14 protein-coding genes are annotated in these 16,064 nt (G+C 64.1%); 5 read left to right on the top strand and 9 right to left on the bottom strand.

Features of this window, described 5'->3' with window-relative positions:
* Position 1: 1 nt before the first annotated feature.
* Positions 2-727 (top strand): lysozyme inhibitor LprI family protein, encoded by a 726-nt coding sequence (locus tag HV744_RS15805; protein ID WP_175150417.1) that lies wholly within the window; start codon positions 2-4, stop codon positions 725-727.
* 49 nt (positions 728-776) lie between these two features.
* On the opposite strand, the gene HV744_RS15800 is transcribed toward HV744_RS15805, so the two are convergent.
* The 4 genes from HV744_RS15800 to zwf all read right to left on the bottom strand — a co-directional run bounded on the left by HV744_RS15800 (position 777) and on the right by zwf (position 6,211).
* Positions 777-1,703: a bestrophin family protein gene (locus HV744_RS15800; protein WP_175150416.1), complete on the bottom strand. Its 927-nt coding sequence runs from the start codon at positions 1,701-1,703 to the stop codon at positions 777-779.
* A 199-nt stretch (positions 1,704-1,902) separates the two neighbouring features.
* Positions 1,903-3,819 (bottom strand): bifunctional transcriptional regulator/glucokinase, encoded by a 1,917-nt coding sequence (locus HV744_RS15795; protein WP_175150415.1) that lies wholly within the window; start codon positions 3,817-3,819, stop codon positions 1,903-1,905.
* On the bottom strand, positions 3,797-4,564 hold the full coding sequence (gene pgl, locus HV744_RS15790; protein ID WP_175150414.1) for a 6-phosphogluconolactonase: 768 nt from the start codon (positions 4,562-4,564) through the stop codon (positions 3,797-3,799). The genes HV744_RS15795 and pgl overlap by 23 nt, the downstream gene beginning before the upstream one ends.
* Positions 4,565-4,747: 183 nt before the next feature.
* Entirely contained in the window at positions 4,748-6,211 is a 1,464-nt protein-coding gene (gene zwf, locus HV744_RS15785; protein ID WP_175150413.1) for a glucose-6-phosphate dehydrogenase, read from the bottom strand.
* A gap of 542 nt (positions 6,212-6,753) precedes the next feature.
* Here zwf and HV744_RS15780 point away from each other — a divergent pair.
* From HV744_RS15780 to HV744_RS15765, 4 genes are all read left to right on the top strand, one after another.
* Positions 6,754-8,001 carry an ABC transporter substrate-binding protein gene (locus HV744_RS15780; protein ID WP_175150412.1) on the top strand — a complete coding sequence of 416 codons (1,248 nt, stop codon included), beginning with the start codon at positions 6,754-6,756 and terminating at the stop codon, positions 7,999-8,001.
* Between the two features lie 192 nt (positions 8,002-8,193).
* Entirely contained in the window at positions 8,194-9,132 is a 939-nt protein-coding gene (locus tag HV744_RS15775) for a carbohydrate ABC transporter permease (RefSeq protein WP_175150411.1), read from the top strand.
* A complete protein-coding gene (locus tag HV744_RS15770) occupies positions 9,122-9,979 on the top strand; it encodes a carbohydrate ABC transporter permease (RefSeq protein ID WP_175150410.1) in 858 nt (285 codons plus the stop codon). Before HV744_RS15775 ends, HV744_RS15770 begins: the two co-directional genes overlap by 11 nt.
* A 125-nt stretch (positions 9,980-10,104) precedes the next feature.
* Complete coding sequence (locus tag HV744_RS15765; RefSeq protein ID WP_175150409.1) at positions 10,105-11,220, top strand: ABC transporter ATP-binding protein; 1,116 nt, start codon at positions 10,105-10,107, stop codon at positions 11,218-11,220.
* 96 nt (positions 11,221-11,316) lie between these two features.
* Here HV744_RS15765 and HV744_RS15760 read toward each other — a convergent pair whose 3' ends face one another.
* The 5 genes from HV744_RS15760 to trxB all read right to left on the bottom strand — a co-directional run bounded on the left by HV744_RS15760 (position 11,317) and on the right by trxB (position 15,838).
* Positions 11,317-12,234, bottom strand: a complete 918-nt coding sequence (locus HV744_RS15760) for a LysR family transcriptional regulator (RefSeq protein WP_175150408.1) — start codon at positions 12,232-12,234, stop codon at positions 11,317-11,319.
* A 175-nt stretch (positions 12,235-12,409) separates the two neighbouring features.
* Positions 12,410-13,069 carry a glutathione S-transferase family protein gene (locus HV744_RS15755; protein WP_175150472.1) on the bottom strand — a complete coding sequence of 220 codons (660 nt, stop codon included), beginning with the start codon at positions 13,067-13,069 and terminating at the stop codon, positions 12,410-12,412.
* A gap of 156 nt (positions 13,070-13,225) precedes the next feature.
* On the bottom strand, positions 13,226-13,846 hold the full coding sequence (locus HV744_RS15750; RefSeq protein ID WP_175150471.1) for a trimeric intracellular cation channel family protein: 621 nt from the start codon (positions 13,844-13,846) through the stop codon (positions 13,226-13,228).
* 13 nt (positions 13,847-13,859) lie between these two features.
* Positions 13,860-14,618 carry a Smr/MutS family protein gene (locus HV744_RS15745; protein ID WP_175150407.1) on the bottom strand — a complete coding sequence of 253 codons (759 nt, stop codon included), beginning with the start codon at positions 14,616-14,618 and terminating at the stop codon, positions 13,860-13,862.
* Between the two features lie 218 nt (positions 14,619-14,836).
* Positions 14,837-15,838, bottom strand: coding sequence for a thioredoxin-disulfide reductase (trxB, locus tag HV744_RS15740; RefSeq protein WP_175150406.1), 1,002 nt, complete (start codon positions 15,836-15,838; stop codon positions 14,837-14,839).
* Between the last annotated feature and the right edge of the window lie 226 nt (positions 15,839-16,064).

The following is a 16,064-nucleotide window of genomic DNA, read 5'->3' as shown; positions in this document are numbered from 1 at the left end:
GATGCGGCGATTGAAGTCCCGGTTGGACGTCGCTGGCTGGCGGCGCGTATTCGGCGCGCTGGCCGTGGCGTCGGCGGCGCTGCTCGGTGCGGCGTCTCCGGCGGCGCATGCCGAAGTCGCCGCCGCCGATCCGATCGACGCGTCGATGCGCGCGTGTCTGGCACGCAGCGACATGTCGACGACGACGGGACAGGTGCAGTGCATGGACAACGCGCGGATCGGCTGGAAGGCCGCGATGGACAGCGCGTGGCAACAGCTTCAGCCGAAGTTGCCGCCCGCGCGGCGCAAGCTGTGGGAAAAGAGTCAGGCAAGCTGGCTGGCCTCGCGCGAGGCCGAGAAGCAGTTGCTGGCCGCGGTGTTTGCGACGACGCGCGGCTCGATGTACGTGCTGGCCGAGGCCGACATGCAGTTGCAGCCGGTGCGCGACCGGGCGCTCGTGCTGCGCAGCGCGGTAGCCAACGCCGGTAGTCCGCCGCCGAGCCGTCCGCGCGCGTGCAGCGCCGACGCGCAATGCGAACACGCGATGTTCGATCTGCGCCGCTACTACCGCCGCCTGCAATCGAAGATGCCGGCGCACGCGCGTCCGACGCTGGTGCGCGCGCAAAGGGCGTGGAGTGGGTATCTCGCCGCGACCACGCCGGTGGTCGACGAGCCTGGCCGCATCGATATCATCGGCGCGCGCGTGGCGACGCTCAAGCGTTTGTCGGAAACGGTCGGCAACGACTGAGTGCGCGTCAAGTGCGACCAGCAACGCGCCACGAGCGCGGCGCGCTCAATCAATCGAACAGATAATCTTCCGCTTGCGGGCTCGGCCGCGCCAGCGCCGGTTCACCGCGCAGATCGCGCATCGCGTCCTCGATCATCGCGGACATCATGTTGACCGCGAGGTCGTTGTCGTCGGTGCCGAAGGGCTCTTCGATCTGCGACGCAATGGCTTCGTGCGCCATGAACGTGTACGCGACGAACACCGCGAACACCGGCGTGAGGATGCCGATGCTGTCGACCAGTCCGAACGGCAACGACGCGCAGAAGAAATACACCGTGCGGTGAATCATGACCGAGTACGCGAACGGCAGCGGCGTCGAGACGATGCGCTCGCATCCGCCGATCACATCCGATAGTCCATTCAGATTCCGGTCGAAGGCGATCACCGCCATCGGATCGATTGAGCCTGCCCGTGCGTGGCGCTGCACCCATTCGCCGAGGTAGAGCATCAAGGTCGCCGGCTTGTAGCGCGCTGCGATGACGCGCTCGAAAAGTGCCGCGGGTAGCCGCGCGGCGAGGTCTTCGCGCGGGTCGCTTTTGCGCAGCTGATGACGCAGCGCATGAGGAAGCGCGCCGAGTGCGGCGAGAAATTCGCCGACGTCTTCTTCCGGCAACGATCGGGCCGGCAGCGTGAGCGCCTGGCGCGTGAGCGAGCGCGACTCGTTCAGCAACTGGCCCCACAGCTTGCGGGCTTCCCACCAGCGGTCGTAACTGGCGTTGTTGCGGAAGCCGAGAAACACCGCGAGCGCGATGCCGATCAGCGAGAAGGGCGCAGTGGTGTTGAGGTTCACCGAGATCGGCAGCAGGTGGTCGTGGGCGGCCACGGCGACGATTGAGATGCAGAAGATCAGGAAGAGCCGCGGGAGCAACTGCGGAAGGACCGAACCCCGCCACGCGAGCAGCATGCGGAACCAATGGAGATGCGGGCGGATGATCATTGGGTTGTGCCGGTTGCCTCGAGCGATGGAGCGTCTATTATCGCTTTTTGTCCGCACGGCGCTACCACGCGGGCGCCGTCGTCAGGCAGGCCATGCCGCTACGCGGGTCAGTGCGGCAGGTCGGCAACGCTGCAGAAGGCCCACGCCGCGCGGATCACATTCGATCGCGCGGCGCAGGCCGGCTCACCAGCTCAATCGCTCAATCGCGAGCCGACGAAGCCGCCCCGTGACTCAGCCAGTCCAGCACGGCAGTCGCGTCGTCATCGGCGCCCTGGCGCGCCTTAGCGACCGTCTCCGCGACATCCGCGGCAGGCACCGCGCGACGAATGGCCACACCGACAGCGAGAATGTCGATCATTACCAGATGCAGGATCCGCGAAATCATCGACAACTGCGACTCGCGAATTTCAATGTGATCGGTTTCCAGCGCGACCGTGGCCCGCTTGGCCAGCGGCGTATTGCTCGACGTAATCGCAATCACCTTCGCGCCGGCCTGCATCGCGACATCCAGCACGCGCAGCAACTCGGGCGCGCGGCCCGACTTGGAGACGGCCACGATCACATCGCCCTTGCCGAGCAGCGCTGCCGACGCCGCCTGCATATACAGATCGCCGTACGCAATCGTCGGAATGCCGAAGCGGAAGAACTTGTAGTGCGCGTCTTGCGCGACGATGTTCGAATTGCCGAGCCCGTAGAACTCGATGCGCCGTGCGCCGTTCAACAGGTCGATCGCGCGCTCGACCTGATCGAAGTTCAGATGCTCGCGCAACTGCAAAATCGCCGACACCGTGTTGTCCAGCACCTTCGCGCCGAAGTCCGTCGCGGTATCGCCGAGGTGCACCTGGCTGTGGCTCACCGGAATCGTGCCGGTCAAACCCGTCGCCAGCTTCAGCTTGAAATCCGACAGACCCTGGCAGCCGAGCGAGCGGCAAAAGCGGATCACCGTCGGCTGACTCACGTCGGCCTTGCGCGCGATATCGACGATCGGATCGTTGATGATCGAGCGCGGATGATTCAGCGCGAGATCGGCAACGCGGCGCTCGGCCGGCGTCAACGCATCGCGCATCTGGCGAATCCGCTCGAACACCGCCGACGAACTGCCGCCCGCGCGATTCGACAACTGCTCGGCGAGAATGGCCGACACGCCGAGAAAGGCCGGATATTCAGCGGTGATCACATACGTCGGTACGTTCTGCAGATACGCCTCGAAGCGGCCCTTCGCCTCGAAGCGCTTGCGAAACGACGAGCGCGCGAAGAACTCGCCCAGCCGCGGCACGACGCCGCCGCCGATGTAGATGCCGCCCAGCGCACCGAGCGTCACCGCGATATTGCCCGCGAAGGTGCCGAGGATGCCGCAGAACACATCGACGGATTCGGCCGCCAGCGGCTCGCCATCCAACGCGCGCTTGACGACTTCGCTCGTGTCGACGCTGGCCGCCACGCGCTTCTTGTCGCGGCCCGCCAGCGCACGGTAAATCACTTCGATGCCGGGGCCCGCGGCCACGCGTTCGAACGACACGTGCGACCACTTCTTGCGCGCGTATTGCAGCACGATGTCTTCACGTTCGTCGGCCGGCGCGAAGGTGGCGTGGCCGCCTTCGCTGCCGAGCGCGATCCAGCGGTCGTCGGCGGGAATCAGGCCGGACACGCCCATGCCGGTGCCAGGACCGAGCAGGCCGATCACGCTGTTCGGCCGGCGCGCGCCGCCGCCCACCTGCACGCGCTGCGCGTCGGTGAGGCCGGGCAGCGCCATCGCCAGCGCGGTGAAGTCGTTCACCACCAGCAGCGTGTCGAAACCGAGCGCGCGGCGCGTCGCTTCGATCGAGAAGCTCCAGTCGTGATTCGTCATGCTCACCTGATCGCCGTCGACCGGGTTCGCAATCGCGATCGCCGCATGATTCACGCGGCCGATCCTGGTGTCCTTCAGATACTTCTTGATGACTTCGGCGACGCCCGGATAATTCGCGCACGGATAGACCAGCACCGAGCCGATTTCGCCCGGACCCGTCTCCAGTGCGAAACGCGCATTGGTGCCGCCGATGTCGGCCAGCAGCCTCGGTCCGTCGGCGTGCTGGCCCGCGCCCGGTACAGCCTTAGTTTGCACACCAGTAGACATCGAGTCTTACTCCCTTGTCGTTTGCCAACTGCGAGATGGCATTTTTTTGTAGCGCAGCGGCGGCTGCATTCAGCACGTCCATCTTGCGCGGTCCTGCGATCAGCAAAAACAGGTGCTTCACTTCCTTCAACGCGCAGAGCGACCAGCTCACGCGCGCATGCGGCGCGCTGCCGGGATGCACGGCGACGAAGCGCTCGGGGGTGGTGATCGCGTGATCCCATTCGGGCGAGTCGGCGAAGATCGATGCGGTGTGGCCGTCTTCGCCCATGCCGAGAATCGCGACGTCGGGCACCGCGCCAAAGCGCGGGTCGGCGTTCAGCGCGGCGACATGCGCGCGCAGATCCTGGCCGGTATCGACCAGCGGCCAGAACGTGGCGTTGCGCGCGGCGTTCTGCAACAGCGTCGCGTGCACCAGTTGCGCATTGCTCGCGCTGTCCGTCTCCGGCACCCAGCGGTCGTCGACCAGCGTCACGGCAATGCGCGCCCAGTCGAAGGCTTGCGTGGACAACGTTTGCAGGAACGGACGCGGACTGCTGCCGCCGGACACTGCAAGCATTGCGGGGCGCGCGCTAGTTGCAGGCGTACCGGCTACGGGCGTGCCGGCCACGGGCGTACCGGCTACGGGCATGCCGGCCACGGACGCGGCCGCCTGTGCGGCGAGCGACGCATGTAACGCGTCGCCAACCGCTTTCGCCAACGCGTCGGATTGGGCGCGTTGATCGTCGAAAGCGTGAAGCTCGATCACTTCTCCTCCGTGCTGCTTTTTTGCTAGATCTGCGGAATTTGCCGTACTGCTCTCACGCGGTGCCTGCAAGGTGGGATGACTTGCAGGCGCCTTCGCGATACCGGCGCCATTCCGTTCAGTTCGTCGGTGGGTCTTAGTCTGGCGCTGCGCCATGTTCCATCGAACATCACGCTGCGCGGTCCATCAATTCTCTTCTTCGAGCCAGCAGGTGTCGTGCTGCGCGAGCATCGCGCTCGCCGCGGCCGGTCCCCACGTGCCCGCCGCGTACGGCTTGGGCGGCTTGATCGAGGCCTGCCATTCGTTCAGGATCGGTTCGACCCAGCGCCATGCGGCTTCCTGTTCGTCACGCCGCACGAACAGCGCGAGGCGGCCGTTGATCACGTCGAGCAGCAGACGCTGATACGCCTCCATCTGCCCTTCGCGGAAGAACTGGTCGAACGCAAGGTCGAGGTGCACGCTCGCGAGGTTCATGCCTTCGCCGGGTTGCTTCGCGAGACAGTAGAGGCGAATGCTTTCATTCGGCTGCAAGCGGATCACCAGACGGTTCGCGCCGGCGCGCAGCGCGGATGCACCCAGCGCCGAATGCGGCACCGCGCGGAAATTCACCACGATCTCGGCGACGCGATCCGCGAGCCGTTTGCCGGTGCGCAGGAAAAACGGCACGCCGGCCCAACGCCAGTTCTCGATCTCGACCTTCAGTGCAACGAAGGTTTCGGTCGAGCTGTCCGGCTTCACGCCTTGCTCGGTTGCATAGGCGGGCACCGAATTGCCGCGGATCACACCCGAATGATACTGGCCACGCACCGCGACCTTGCCGATGTCGCGCGGATCGATCGGCTTCAACGCACGCAGCACGCGCAGCTTTTCGTCGCGCACCGAATCCGAATCCATCGAATGAGGCGGCTCCATGGCAACGATCGACAGCAACTGCAGCAAATGGTTTTGCACCATGTCGCGCAACGCGCCGGTGTTGTCGTAGAAGTCGCCGCGCGCTTCCACGCCGAGCTCTTCGGCAATCGTGATCTGAATGCTCTCGACCCACTCGCGGCGCCACAGCGGCTCGAACAGCGCATTGCCGAAGCGCAGCGCGAGCAGGTTCTGCACCGGCTCTTTACCGAGGTAGTGGTCGATCCGGTAGATCTGTTCTTCGGCGAAGATTTCGCCGACCGCGTCGTTGATCGCATTCGACGACTTCAGGTCGTAGCCGAGCGGCTTTTCCAGCACGATGCGCGCGTTCTCGTTGAGCCCCACCGACGCGAGCGCGTGACAGATCGGCACGAACAGCGACGGGCCCGTGGCCAGATAGAACACGCGGATCCCGGGCAGGTCCTGGACGGCGTCGCGCAACTGCACGAAGTCTTCCGGGTTGCCGAGATCGATCTTCACGAACTCGATGCGCGCGAGGAAGCTCGTCCATGCCGCTTCGTCCACGGCTTTTTTCGACACATGCGGTTTGACGTGTTCGTTCACCCACTGCAGGTACTCGTCACGATTCGCCGCATGGCGCGCCACCGCGACGATCTTGCCGCTGTCCGCGAGCATGCCGCCTGCACGGTGCGCTTCAAACAGTGCCGGCAGGATCTTGCGCATCGACAGATCGCCGGTTCCGCCAAAGAGAACGAAGGTGAAGCTTGAATCGGTTTGCATGAGTCTCCGTCGATGTGCTGGGGCCGCCGTGCCGATCGGAAAGGGCGACCGTAGTCCGATAAAATATTTTTTGACACTGAATTGTAGTTTAACTACAATCCAAATCAAGAGGTAGCGCTAATTCGATGAAAAAAGCGTGCGCTGTTCGGCAAGATGCGCGTTTTCCCGAATCGGCAGGCGTCCCTGCATGTTAGCGGACATTGCGTGTCGGCATCTGCCAGCAAGCCCCGGCGCTCTTACGGAAAGCCGGGGTAGTTGAAGGGCCGGCAGCGCGGTTGCCCGAGTTGATGTGCAAGGCACCTCGAGTCTGCCGCGCGAAACGCGGGCAGGCAAAAATCAAAAGAGGAGACAAACAGTTGCATCCCAAACTACTCATCTCTTGAGCTTCTAGCGGACGGACATCGGTCCGCCGGCACATGCTTCGCGCATGCGCCCGACCATGCTCGATCGCCCAGTGTTTTGCCTGTTAGAACCAACCACAGCACCCTGGCGACATCAGGGGCCATTTGTTTTTTTGTTCAGGTGTCTGGAGGAGATAAGCAATGAAAATTCGCGCGATCATGGGCGCCTTGTGCGCCGCAGGTCTGATGTGTGGCGTCTCGGCCGTGCAGGCTGCCGAGTCGGTCGAAGTGTTGCACTGGTGGACTTCGGGCGGCGAATCGAAAGCCGTCGGCGTCCTCAAGGACGACATGACGAAGCAGGGTTACACGTGGAAGGACTTCGCGGTTGCGGGTGGCGCGGGCGCGGCTGCCATGACGGCGCTGAAGACCCAGGTGATCTCGGGCAATGCACCGAGCGCGGCGCAGATCAAGGGTCCGCTGATCCAGGACTGGGCTTCGCAGGGCGTGCTGGTGCCGATCGACCCGGTCGCGGGCGACTGGAAGAAGAATCTGCCGCCGGAAATCGACAAGATCATGCGCGGGGACGGCCACTATGTCGGCGCGCCGTTCTCGGTGCACCGCGTGAACTGGCTGTACATCAACAAGGCGGCACTCGAGAAGGCAGGCGGCAAGGTGCCGACCACGTGGCCTGAGTTCTTCGCGGTGGCCGACAAGATGAAGGCCGCTGGCATCCAGCCGATCGCGATGGGTGGTCAGCCGTGGCAAGACCTGACACTATGGGAAGACGTCGTGCTGTCGCAAGGCGCGGACTTCTACAGGAAGGCGCTGGTCGACCTCGACGAAAAGACGCTGACTTCGGACAAGATGGTCGGCGTGTTCGACACGGTCCGCAAGATCCAGGGTTACTTCGACGCGGGCCGCACGGGCCGTGACTGGAACCTCGCCACGGCGATGGTCATCAACGGCAAGGCCGGCATGCAGTTCATGGGCGACTGGGCGAAGGGCGAATTCCTCGCCGCCGGCAAGAAGTCGGGCACGGACTACGTCTGCGCGGTCGTACCGGGCACGGACAAGGCCTACACGTTCAACGTCGACTCGTTCGTGTTCTTCCAGCAGAAGGGCCAGAAGGCTGCCACGCCGGGTCAGCTGGCGCTCGCGAAGACGATCATGTCGCCGGAATTCCAGGAACAGTTCAGCCTGTACAAGGGCTCGATCCCGGTGCGTCTCGGCGTGCCGATGGACAAGTTCGACGACTGCGCGAAGAAGTCGTACGCGGATGAACAGATCGCGATCAAGTCGGGCGGCTATGTGCCTTCGCTGGCGCACGGCATGGCGCAACCGGATGCAGCGGCCGGCGCGATCTCGGACGTGGTCACGAAGTTCATGAACTCGCAGCAGGATTCGAAGAGCGCAGTTGCGGCGCTCGCGAAGGCAGCAAAGACCAGGTAAGTGAAGTAAGCGAAGCGGCGCGCCCGGTGGTTTCCTCAGGGCCGGGCGTGTCCTTCAGGCCGCTGATGGCGCTTCGTGCGCGGATTGCAGGCGGCTTCACTCTGGTTTCATAGAGTCACACCTACGCTGTCGCGGCCTCGCGTGATTCGCGCGTGAGCACCCCGGCGGTACAGTTTCAGCAGGAGTCGAGTAGTGACTGCTTCTATCAGCGGAAACGGGAAAACGGCCACCGTCACCCGCCGCACGTCGCCCATGGCGGCCCTTGCCGATCGCTGGATTCCGAAGCTGGTGCTCGCACCCAGCGTCGTGATCAGCCTGATCTTCGTGTATGGCTTCATCGCAATTACCGGCTTTCTGTCGCTGTCCAACTCGCGGCTGATGCCGAGTTATACCTTTGTCGGTCTCGACCGTTATCGCGAACTGTTCGACAACGACGTGTTCTGGACGTCGGCGGCGAACCTCGGCTGGTTCGGCATTCCGTTCATCGCCATCTGTATCGGCCTCGGTCTGTTCCTCGCCATCCTGCTCGATCAGCAGATCCGCAATGAAGGCGCGCTGCGCGCGGTGTTCCTGTACCCGATGGCGCTGTCGTTCATCGTGACCGGTACCGCGTGGCAATGGATCATGACGCCGAGCATCGGCCTCGAAAAGGTGTTGCACGACTGGGGCTGGACGAGCTTCTCGTTCGACTGGCTCGGCAATCCGGACCGGGCGATTTTCTGCGTCGTGATCGCGGCGGTCTGGCAATCCACCGGCTTCGTGATGGCGCTGTTCCTCGCCGGCCTGCGCGGTGTCGACAATGAAATCTTTAAGGCCGCGCAAATGGACGGCGCGAACCTGCCCACCATCTACCGCAAGATCGTGATTCCGAGCATGCGGCCGGTGTTCTTCTCCGTGCTGCTGATTCTTTGCCACATCACCATCAAGACCTTCGACCTGGTCGTCGCGTTGACCGCGGGCGGTCCGGGCACGTCGTCGTCGCTGCCGGCTATCTTCATGTACACGTTTTCGTTCAATCGCGGGCAGCTGGGCGTCGGCGCGGCATCGTCGATGATGATGCTCGCCACCGTTGTGGCCGTGCTCGTGCCGCTGATGTATCTGGAATCGAGGAGCACCCGCAATGCAGCCTAAGATGACGATCAGCCGTGCCGTCATTTATGCGGCCCTGGTTCTGTTTGCCCTGTATTTCCTGTTTCCGCTGTACGTGATGCTGTCGACGTCGTTCAAGGACATCGACCAGCTGCGCACCGGCAACCTGCTCACGCCGCCGTCACACTGGACCGTCGACCCGTGGATCAAGGCGTGGAGCGGCGCCTGCACGGGCGTGCGTTGTGACGGCATGCAGCCGTTCTTCATGAACTCGGTGCGGATGGTGATTCCCGCCGTGCTGATCTCGTCGATCATCGGCGCGTTCAACGGTTATGTGCTCACGCACTGGCGTTTCCGCGGCGCCGATCCGATCTTCACGATGCTGCTGGTCGGCTGCTTCATCCCGTTCCAGGCGATCCTGCTGCCGATGGCGCGCTTCGAGGGCTTCCTCGGCCTGGCGAACACGGTTACCGGCCTGGTGCTGGTGCACGTGATCTACGGTATCGCGTTCACCACGATGTTCTTCCGCAACTTCTACGTCAGCGTTCCGGCTGAACTCGTGAAGGCGGCGCGCATCGACGGCGCGGGTTTCTTCACGATCTTCACGAAGATTCTGCTGCCGGTGTCGCTGCCGATTTTCATGGTGTGCCTGATCTGGCAATTCACGCAGATCTGGAATGACTTCCTGTTCGGGATTGTGTTCTCCGGCGTCGATTCGATGCCGATCACGGTGGCGCTGAACAACCTCGTGAACACCTCGACCGGCGTGAAGGAATACAACGTGGACATGGCCGGCGCGATCATCGCCGCGCTGCCGACCCTGCTGGTCTATGTCGTCGCCGGACGCTATTTCGTGCGCGGCCTGACGGCGGGCGCGGTTAAAGGCTAACCGCCGGGCTAAACCCGTTGAACCCGGGCTAAACCATCCGGGCGCGGCGGCGCTTCACTGAACCAGCGCCGCCGTCACCCGACAAGACGTTTTCAAGCAGTACCAGAGACTAGAGGATTCACAGCATGGCAAGCCTTTCCATCCGTGACGTGTACAAGACTTACCCGAACGGGGTGCCGGTTCTGAAGGGTGTCAATATCGACATCGAAGACGGCCAGTTCCTGATTCTGGTCGGCGGCTCGGGCTGCGGTAAGTCGACGCTGCTCAATATGATCGCCGGCCTCGAAACCGTAACCAAGGGCGAGATCCAGATCGACGGCAAGACGGTCAACAATCTGTCGCCGAAAGATCGCGATATCGCGATGGTGTTCCAGTCGTACGCGCTGTATCCGTCGATGACGGTGCGCGAGAACATCTCGTTCGGCCTGAACATCCGCAAGGTGCCGAAGCAGGAGCAAACGCAGATCGTCGACCGCGTGTCGAACACGCTGCAGATCACTCACCTGCTCGACCGCAAGCCGGGCCAGCTGTCCGGCGGCCAGCGTCAGCGCGTGGCGATGGGCCGTGCTCTCGCGCGCGATCCGGTGATGTTCCTGTTCGACGAGCCGCTCTCGAACCTCGACGCGAAGCTGCGGATCGAGATGCGTTCGGAAATCAAGCTGCTGCATCAACGCCTCGGCACGACGATCGTCTACGTGACGCACGATCAGATCGAAGCGATGACGCTCGGCGACCGCATCGCGGTGATGAAGGACGGCATCGTGCAGCAGTTCGGCGCGCCGCAGGAGATCTACGACTCGCCGTCGAATCTGTTCGTGGCGGGCTTCATCGGCGCGCCGCCGATGAACTTCATCCAGGGCAAGCTGGTGGAGCAGGGCTCGGGCATCGGCATCGAACTGGACACGGGCGTTGCACGCAAGGTGCTGACCCTGCCGTTCGACTCGACGAAGGTGAATTCGCACGTCGGCCGCGAGGTGATTCTCGGCCTGCGGCCGGAGCGCATCACCGACGCGCGCGGCGCGCATGGCGACGACTCGAAGCTGCAGCCGATCGAAGTGAAGGTCGACGTGATCGAGCCGACCGGCCCGGACACGCTGGTGTTCGCGCAGGTCAACGGCAAGCGCGTGGTGAGCCGCGTGCACCCGGCGTCGAATCCGCAACCGATGGCGAATACGACGCTGCTGTTCGATACGTCGAAGGCGGTGCTGTTCGATCCGTCCAACGAAGAGCGGATTGCCTGAGCGCGAGCGTTTCGCCGAGCAGTCTGATGCTTTAGAAAAGCCCCATGCGTTTCATAACGCATGGGGCTTTGTCTTGTGGTTTGTATTGCAGCGGCCTCACTCGTCCGTGATGCGCAGGTCCGGGTTGTTGTGTGTCAGTTCGCTCACCCAATCGATGAACGCGCGCAGCCGCGAACTCAGATTGCGGCGGTGCGCGTACAGGATCGACAGCGGCGTGCCGGGACTCGTGTAGTTCGTGAGGATTTCCTTGAGCGCGCCTTGCTCGATCAGCTCGGCGACCATGAAGCGCGACGGCTGGATGATGCCGTGGCCGAGCGCGCCCGCGCCGATGTAGACCGAGCCGTCGTTCACCGCGAGCACGCTTTTCATCGTGACCTTCGCGATCTCGCCGTCCACCTCGTATTCGAACGGGAAGGTCCGGCCGGTGCGCGCCGACACGTAGTTGACGGCGCGATGTCCGGCGAGTTCTTCTAGCGTGGTCGGCGTGCCGTACTTCTGCAGATACGCGGGCGACGCGCAAGTAACGATCCGCGCCTCGCCGATGCGCCGCGCGACGAGACTCGACTCCTCCGGCGTGCCCATGCGGATCACGCAATCGACGGCGTCCTGGATCAGATCGATATTGCGGTCCGCGAGGCCGAGCCGCACGTCGATCTGCGGGTAGCGCCGGTAGAAATCGTCGAGCGCGGGCAGCAGCAGCGCGCGGGCCAGCGTGCCGGACGTATCGACGCGGATCGTGCCGGCCGGATTCTCGCGTTTGTTCGACAGCGACGATTCGGCGTCGGCGACTTCGGCGAGAATCTGCACGCAGCGCTCGTAGAACGACGCGCCGTCCTCGGTGACGCTCACCTGGCGCGTCGAACGGTTCAGCAGACGTACGCCGACGTGCTCTTCGAGCGCCTGGATCGTGCGGCTGACTTTGGCGCGGGGCAGGTCGAGCGATTCGGATACTTTAGTGAAGCTGTTCGCCTCGACCACACGCGTAAATATCTCCATCGCTTCGAAACGGTCCATGGTGTGCCTTATGAGTGATGAGCGGAAGTGGCTTTCGAGGTGAGTTTACAGGGTGGAAATAGTGTTGTCGCGCAGGGGGGCCGAGTGGGCGCCTGCCCGGAGCATGGAGCGCCCGGCGGGCCCGATGGGTGGCCGCCTGGCGTGGTTGCGCGCGTGGCCGTTCGTGGCGCGCCGCTCAGTCCCGGTCGGGCGCGCCGAGCGGGAACAGCGGCCGATACGGGCGCGCTTCGTCGACCGCGCGGGCAAACGACGGCCTCGCCAGCAGCCGCTGGCGGTAGGCCCGCACGTGCGCGAACGCCGGGCCGATCGGATGCGTCCAGTCGGCGTAAAACAGGAACGGCCCGGCGCCGCAATCGGCGAGGCTGAAGGTCTCGCCGGCCGCCCATTCGCGTTCGGCCATCACCTTGTCCAGCCAGCCGTACGCGGTGTCGAGCAGCGCGCGCGCGTCGGCCACGCCGCGCGGGTCGCGCTCCGGCTCGGGGCGCAGACTGTCGTAGACGATCTTTTGCTGCGGCGTCGAGATGTAGTTGTCGAAGAAGCGATCCATGCTGCGCACTTCCAGCGCGGCGCGGGCGTCGGCCGGCAGGAGCGGCGCCGGCCCGGGATGATACAGACCGAGATATTCGATGATGATGCTCGCCTCGACCACCGTCCGGCTGCCGTCGACCAGCACCGGAAAGCGTTTGATCGGCCAGAGCGCGGCGAATTCGGCCATCACTTGCGGGTCGTCGTGTGACAGGAGTCGCAGCTCGAACGGCGTGGCGTTTTCGTAGAGCGCGGTCAGGGCCTTCTGGCAGTACGAGGAGAACGGGTGGGCATAGAGCTTAAGGGTCATCGCGGTCACCTTGGACGGTTGCGGGGTGCGCCGTGGCGCAACGACGGCCGCAAGGGCCGTTTACCTCACGACGAACGACGGCTACGAGAATCGACAGTCATGAATGAGGCATTGCAATGCCGCGAGCAGCCGGGGCGCGCTGACCGTGCTTCGAGCTCAATGCGGCAAGCGGACATCGAACCGGAATGTCACCAGTCTGGCGAGCAGGATAAACGCAGTCGCGATCAGCACGCTATACACGGTGTCGAAGTTCGCATAGTCCAGCAGCACGTACAGCCAGCAGCCCACGAACGCACACGTCGCGTAGGGGCGCGAGTCGCGCAGGATCAGCGGCACTTCGTTGCACAGCACGTCGCGGATCACGCCGCCGAACACGCCCGTCAGCACGCCCATCATCACCGACGTGAACCACGGCATCTGCGCGTCGTGCGCGATCGACGTGCCCGCGATGCTAAAGAGGCCCAGCCCTATCGCGTCGGCCACCAGCAGCACTCGTTCGGAGAGCAGGCGCGAGGTCATCTTCAGCAGCGTCGGCGCGAACAGGGACATCACGAAGATCGCGATCAGATACGCCTGATGCTCGACCCAGTAGAACGGCCGCCGTTCCAGCAGCACGTCGCGCAACGTGCCGCCGCCGAAGGCCGTGGCGATCGCCACGAGGAAGGTGCCCACTGCGTCGAGGCGGCGGCTTCGGGCTTCGATGAATCCGGAAACGGCGTACGCGAAAATAGCCAGCGCTTCCATGATGGTCAGCGCCAGCGTCAGCCTTGGATGGATCACTGTGGCTCCGTCAAGGCCTGGCGTGAGGCGGCAACGCGCCCGGCTGCAGCAGCACGACCACCGCGCCGGCGCCGCCGTCATGCGCTCGCGCCTGACAGAACGCGATGACCTCGGACTTCTGCACCAGCCACGCGCGCACTTTGCCCTTCAGCACCGGCTCCTTGCCGACCGATCCCAAGCCCTTGCCGTGGATCACGCGCAAGCAGCGCAAGCCGCGTTTCACCGATTCGCGGATGAACTCGGCCAGCGCCTCGCGTGCTTCGTCGCGCCGCATTCCGTGCAGGTCGATTTGCGCCTGCACGATCCAGTCGCCGCGCCGCAGTTTTCGCACGACTTCCTGACTCACGCCGGGACGGCAATAGGAGAGCGTCTCGTCGGTTTCGAGCAGCACCTCGGGATCGAACTCGTCCGAGATCGCTTCGTGCAGGACCGCTTCTTCATCGAGCCGGGTTTGCACCGGCAGCGGCGGCGGGGGATTGCGCGGCAGCGTCGCGCGCGGCGGAGCCACTAGCGGCGCGACCGCGCCGATCTCGCGGCGAAACAGCTCGGCGTCCGCCGAGGCTTCGCGTTGCGCTGCCGCCGCGGCGGCACGTTCGCACTCGCGCCGTTGCGTATCCACCTTCAACGCATCGCGCAATGCGCCGAGACCGGCGAGACCCGCGGCTGGATCGAGCTTCGGGTTGGCGGCGGGCGCCACCGGCTGGGGTGCGGGCCTGGCGACGGTTCGCGCGCGTTTCGGTTCGCTCGGATGAGGATGATTCTTCGGCATATCGGTAACACACGCAGAAAATGGTGATCGGTCGCGCGACGGTTTTTTTGAGGGCGCCTGGAAACTGGCCGTTTGGCGCTACGGTGAAGCGCGGGCCGGCCAGGACGCAAAAAAAGGCCGCCGGCTTTACAGCCGCGGCCTTCTCTCAAACCAGCGGCCGGGTCACGCCCAGCCGCTATTTTACCGTCGCGCTTACCGTCGCCGTTCAGCGCCGCCGCTTAACGCTCGGCTTCCTGGCTCATCACGTGCTCGCCGACCGTCTCGTTGATGGTTTCCAGATAGCGTTGCGCGTCCAGTGCGGCCATGCAGCCCGTGCCTGCGCTGGTGATCGCCTGACGGTACACGTGGTCCTGCACGTCGCCCGCGGCGAACACGCCCGGCATGCTGGTGGCGGTCGCAAAGCCGTTCAGGCCGCCCTGGGTGATGATGTAGCCGTTCTTCATCTCCAACTGGCCTGCGAAAATGTCCGTGTTCGGCTTGTGGCCGATCGCGACGAACAGGCCTTGCAGCGCGATATCGGTGGTTTCGCCGGTTTGCGTGTGCTTGATGCGCAGGCCGGTCACGCCGGATTGATCGCCGGTCACTTCGTCGAGCGTGTGGCTCCACTTGATCTCGACGACGCCTTCCTTTTCTTTCGCCAGCAGGCGGTCGACCAGGATCGGCTCGGCGCGGAACTTGTCGCGGCGATGGATCACGGTCACTTTCTTCGCGATGCCGGCCAGATACAGCGCTTCCTCGACCGCGGTATTGCCGCCGCCGATCACGGCCACATGTTGCTGCTTGTAGAAGAAGCCGTCGCAGGTCGCGCAAGCCGACACGCCTTTGCCCATGAACGCCTCTTCAGACGGCAGGCCAAGATACTGCGCCGATGCGCCGGTCGAGATGATCAGCGAGTCGCAGGTATATTCGCCCGAGTCGCCGATCAGGCGAATCGGCTTCTCGTCCAGCTTGGCCGTATGGATGTGGTCGAAAATGATTTCGGTGTTGAAGCGCTCGGCGTGCTCCAGGAAGCGCGTCATCAGTTCCGGGCCTTGCACGCCGTTGCCGTCGGCGGGCCAGTTTTCGACGTCGGTTGTGGTCATCAGCTGGCCGCCCTGGGCGAGACCCGTGATGAGCACCGGCTGCAGATTGGCGCGCGCCGCGTAGACCGCGGCCGTGTAGCCGGCGGGACCGGAACCGAGAATCAGAACCTTGGCGTGTTTCGTGGAAGTTGCGGGCATGATCGAATCCTTTTACGGCGCCCGGCTCGCCCATGCGAGGCCGTGCGACTTGAGCTGAAACTGCAGATGGGTATCAGTGCGGCATTATAAAGGGCGGCGCGCGAGGCTGCTCCATGAAGCTTTCCGATCGCCGCGATAGCGTCGCCGCGTGCTCGCCGCGCTTCGCTGTGGTCAATCGGCCAAGTTACCGTCATTTACAGCCTCGCGCGGGACACAGCGTTTACAA

It is taken from the genome of Paraburkholderia ultramafica (assembly GCF_902859915.1).
Lineage (GTDB): Bacteria > Pseudomonadota > Gammaproteobacteria > Burkholderiales > Burkholderiaceae > Paraburkholderia > Paraburkholderia ultramafica.
Note: the sequence above shows the minus strand (reverse complement) of the source record. Positions and strands in the feature narration are given on the sequence as shown.

Bases quoted from the DNA above. Each gene is read 5' to 3' on its own strand.
- HV744_RS15780 (WP_175150412.1), top strand. From the start codon at position 6,754: ATGAAAATTCGCGCGATCATGGGCGCCTTGTGCGCCGCAGGTCTGATG.
- HV744_RS15755 (WP_175150472.1), bottom strand. From the start codon at position 13,069: ATGACCCTTAAGCTCTATGCCCACCCGTTCTCCTCGTACTGCCAGAAG.
- HV744_RS15745 (WP_175150407.1), bottom strand. From the start codon at position 14,618: ATGCCGAAGAATCATCCTCATCCGAGCGAACCGAAACGCGCGCGAACC.
- HV744_RS15805 (WP_175150417.1), top strand. From the start codon at position 2: ATGCGGCGATTGAAGTCCCGGTTGGACGTCGCTGGCTGGCGGCGCGTA.
- HV744_RS15800 (WP_175150416.1), bottom strand. From the start codon at position 1,703: ATGATCATCCGCCCGCATCTCCATTGGTTCCGCATGCTGCTCGCGTGG.
- trxB (WP_175150406.1), bottom strand. From the start codon at position 15,838: ATGCCCGCAACTTCCACGAAACACGCCAAGGTTCTGATTCTCGGTTCC.
- HV744_RS15765 (WP_175150409.1), top strand. From the start codon at position 10,105: ATGGCAAGCCTTTCCATCCGTGACGTGTACAAGACTTACCCGAACGGG.
- zwf (WP_175150413.1), bottom strand. From the start codon at position 6,211: ATGCAAACCGATTCAAGCTTCACCTTCGTTCTCTTTGGCGGAACCGGC.
- HV744_RS15770 (WP_175150410.1), top strand. From the start codon at position 9,122: ATGCAGCCTAAGATGACGATCAGCCGTGCCGTCATTTATGCGGCCCTG.
- HV744_RS15760 (WP_175150408.1), bottom strand. From the start codon at position 12,234: ATGGACCGTTTCGAAGCGATGGAGATATTTACGCGTGTGGTCGAGGCG.
- HV744_RS15795 (WP_175150415.1), bottom strand. From the start codon at position 3,819: ATGTCTACTGGTGTGCAAACTAAGGCTGTACCGGGCGCGGGCCAGCAC.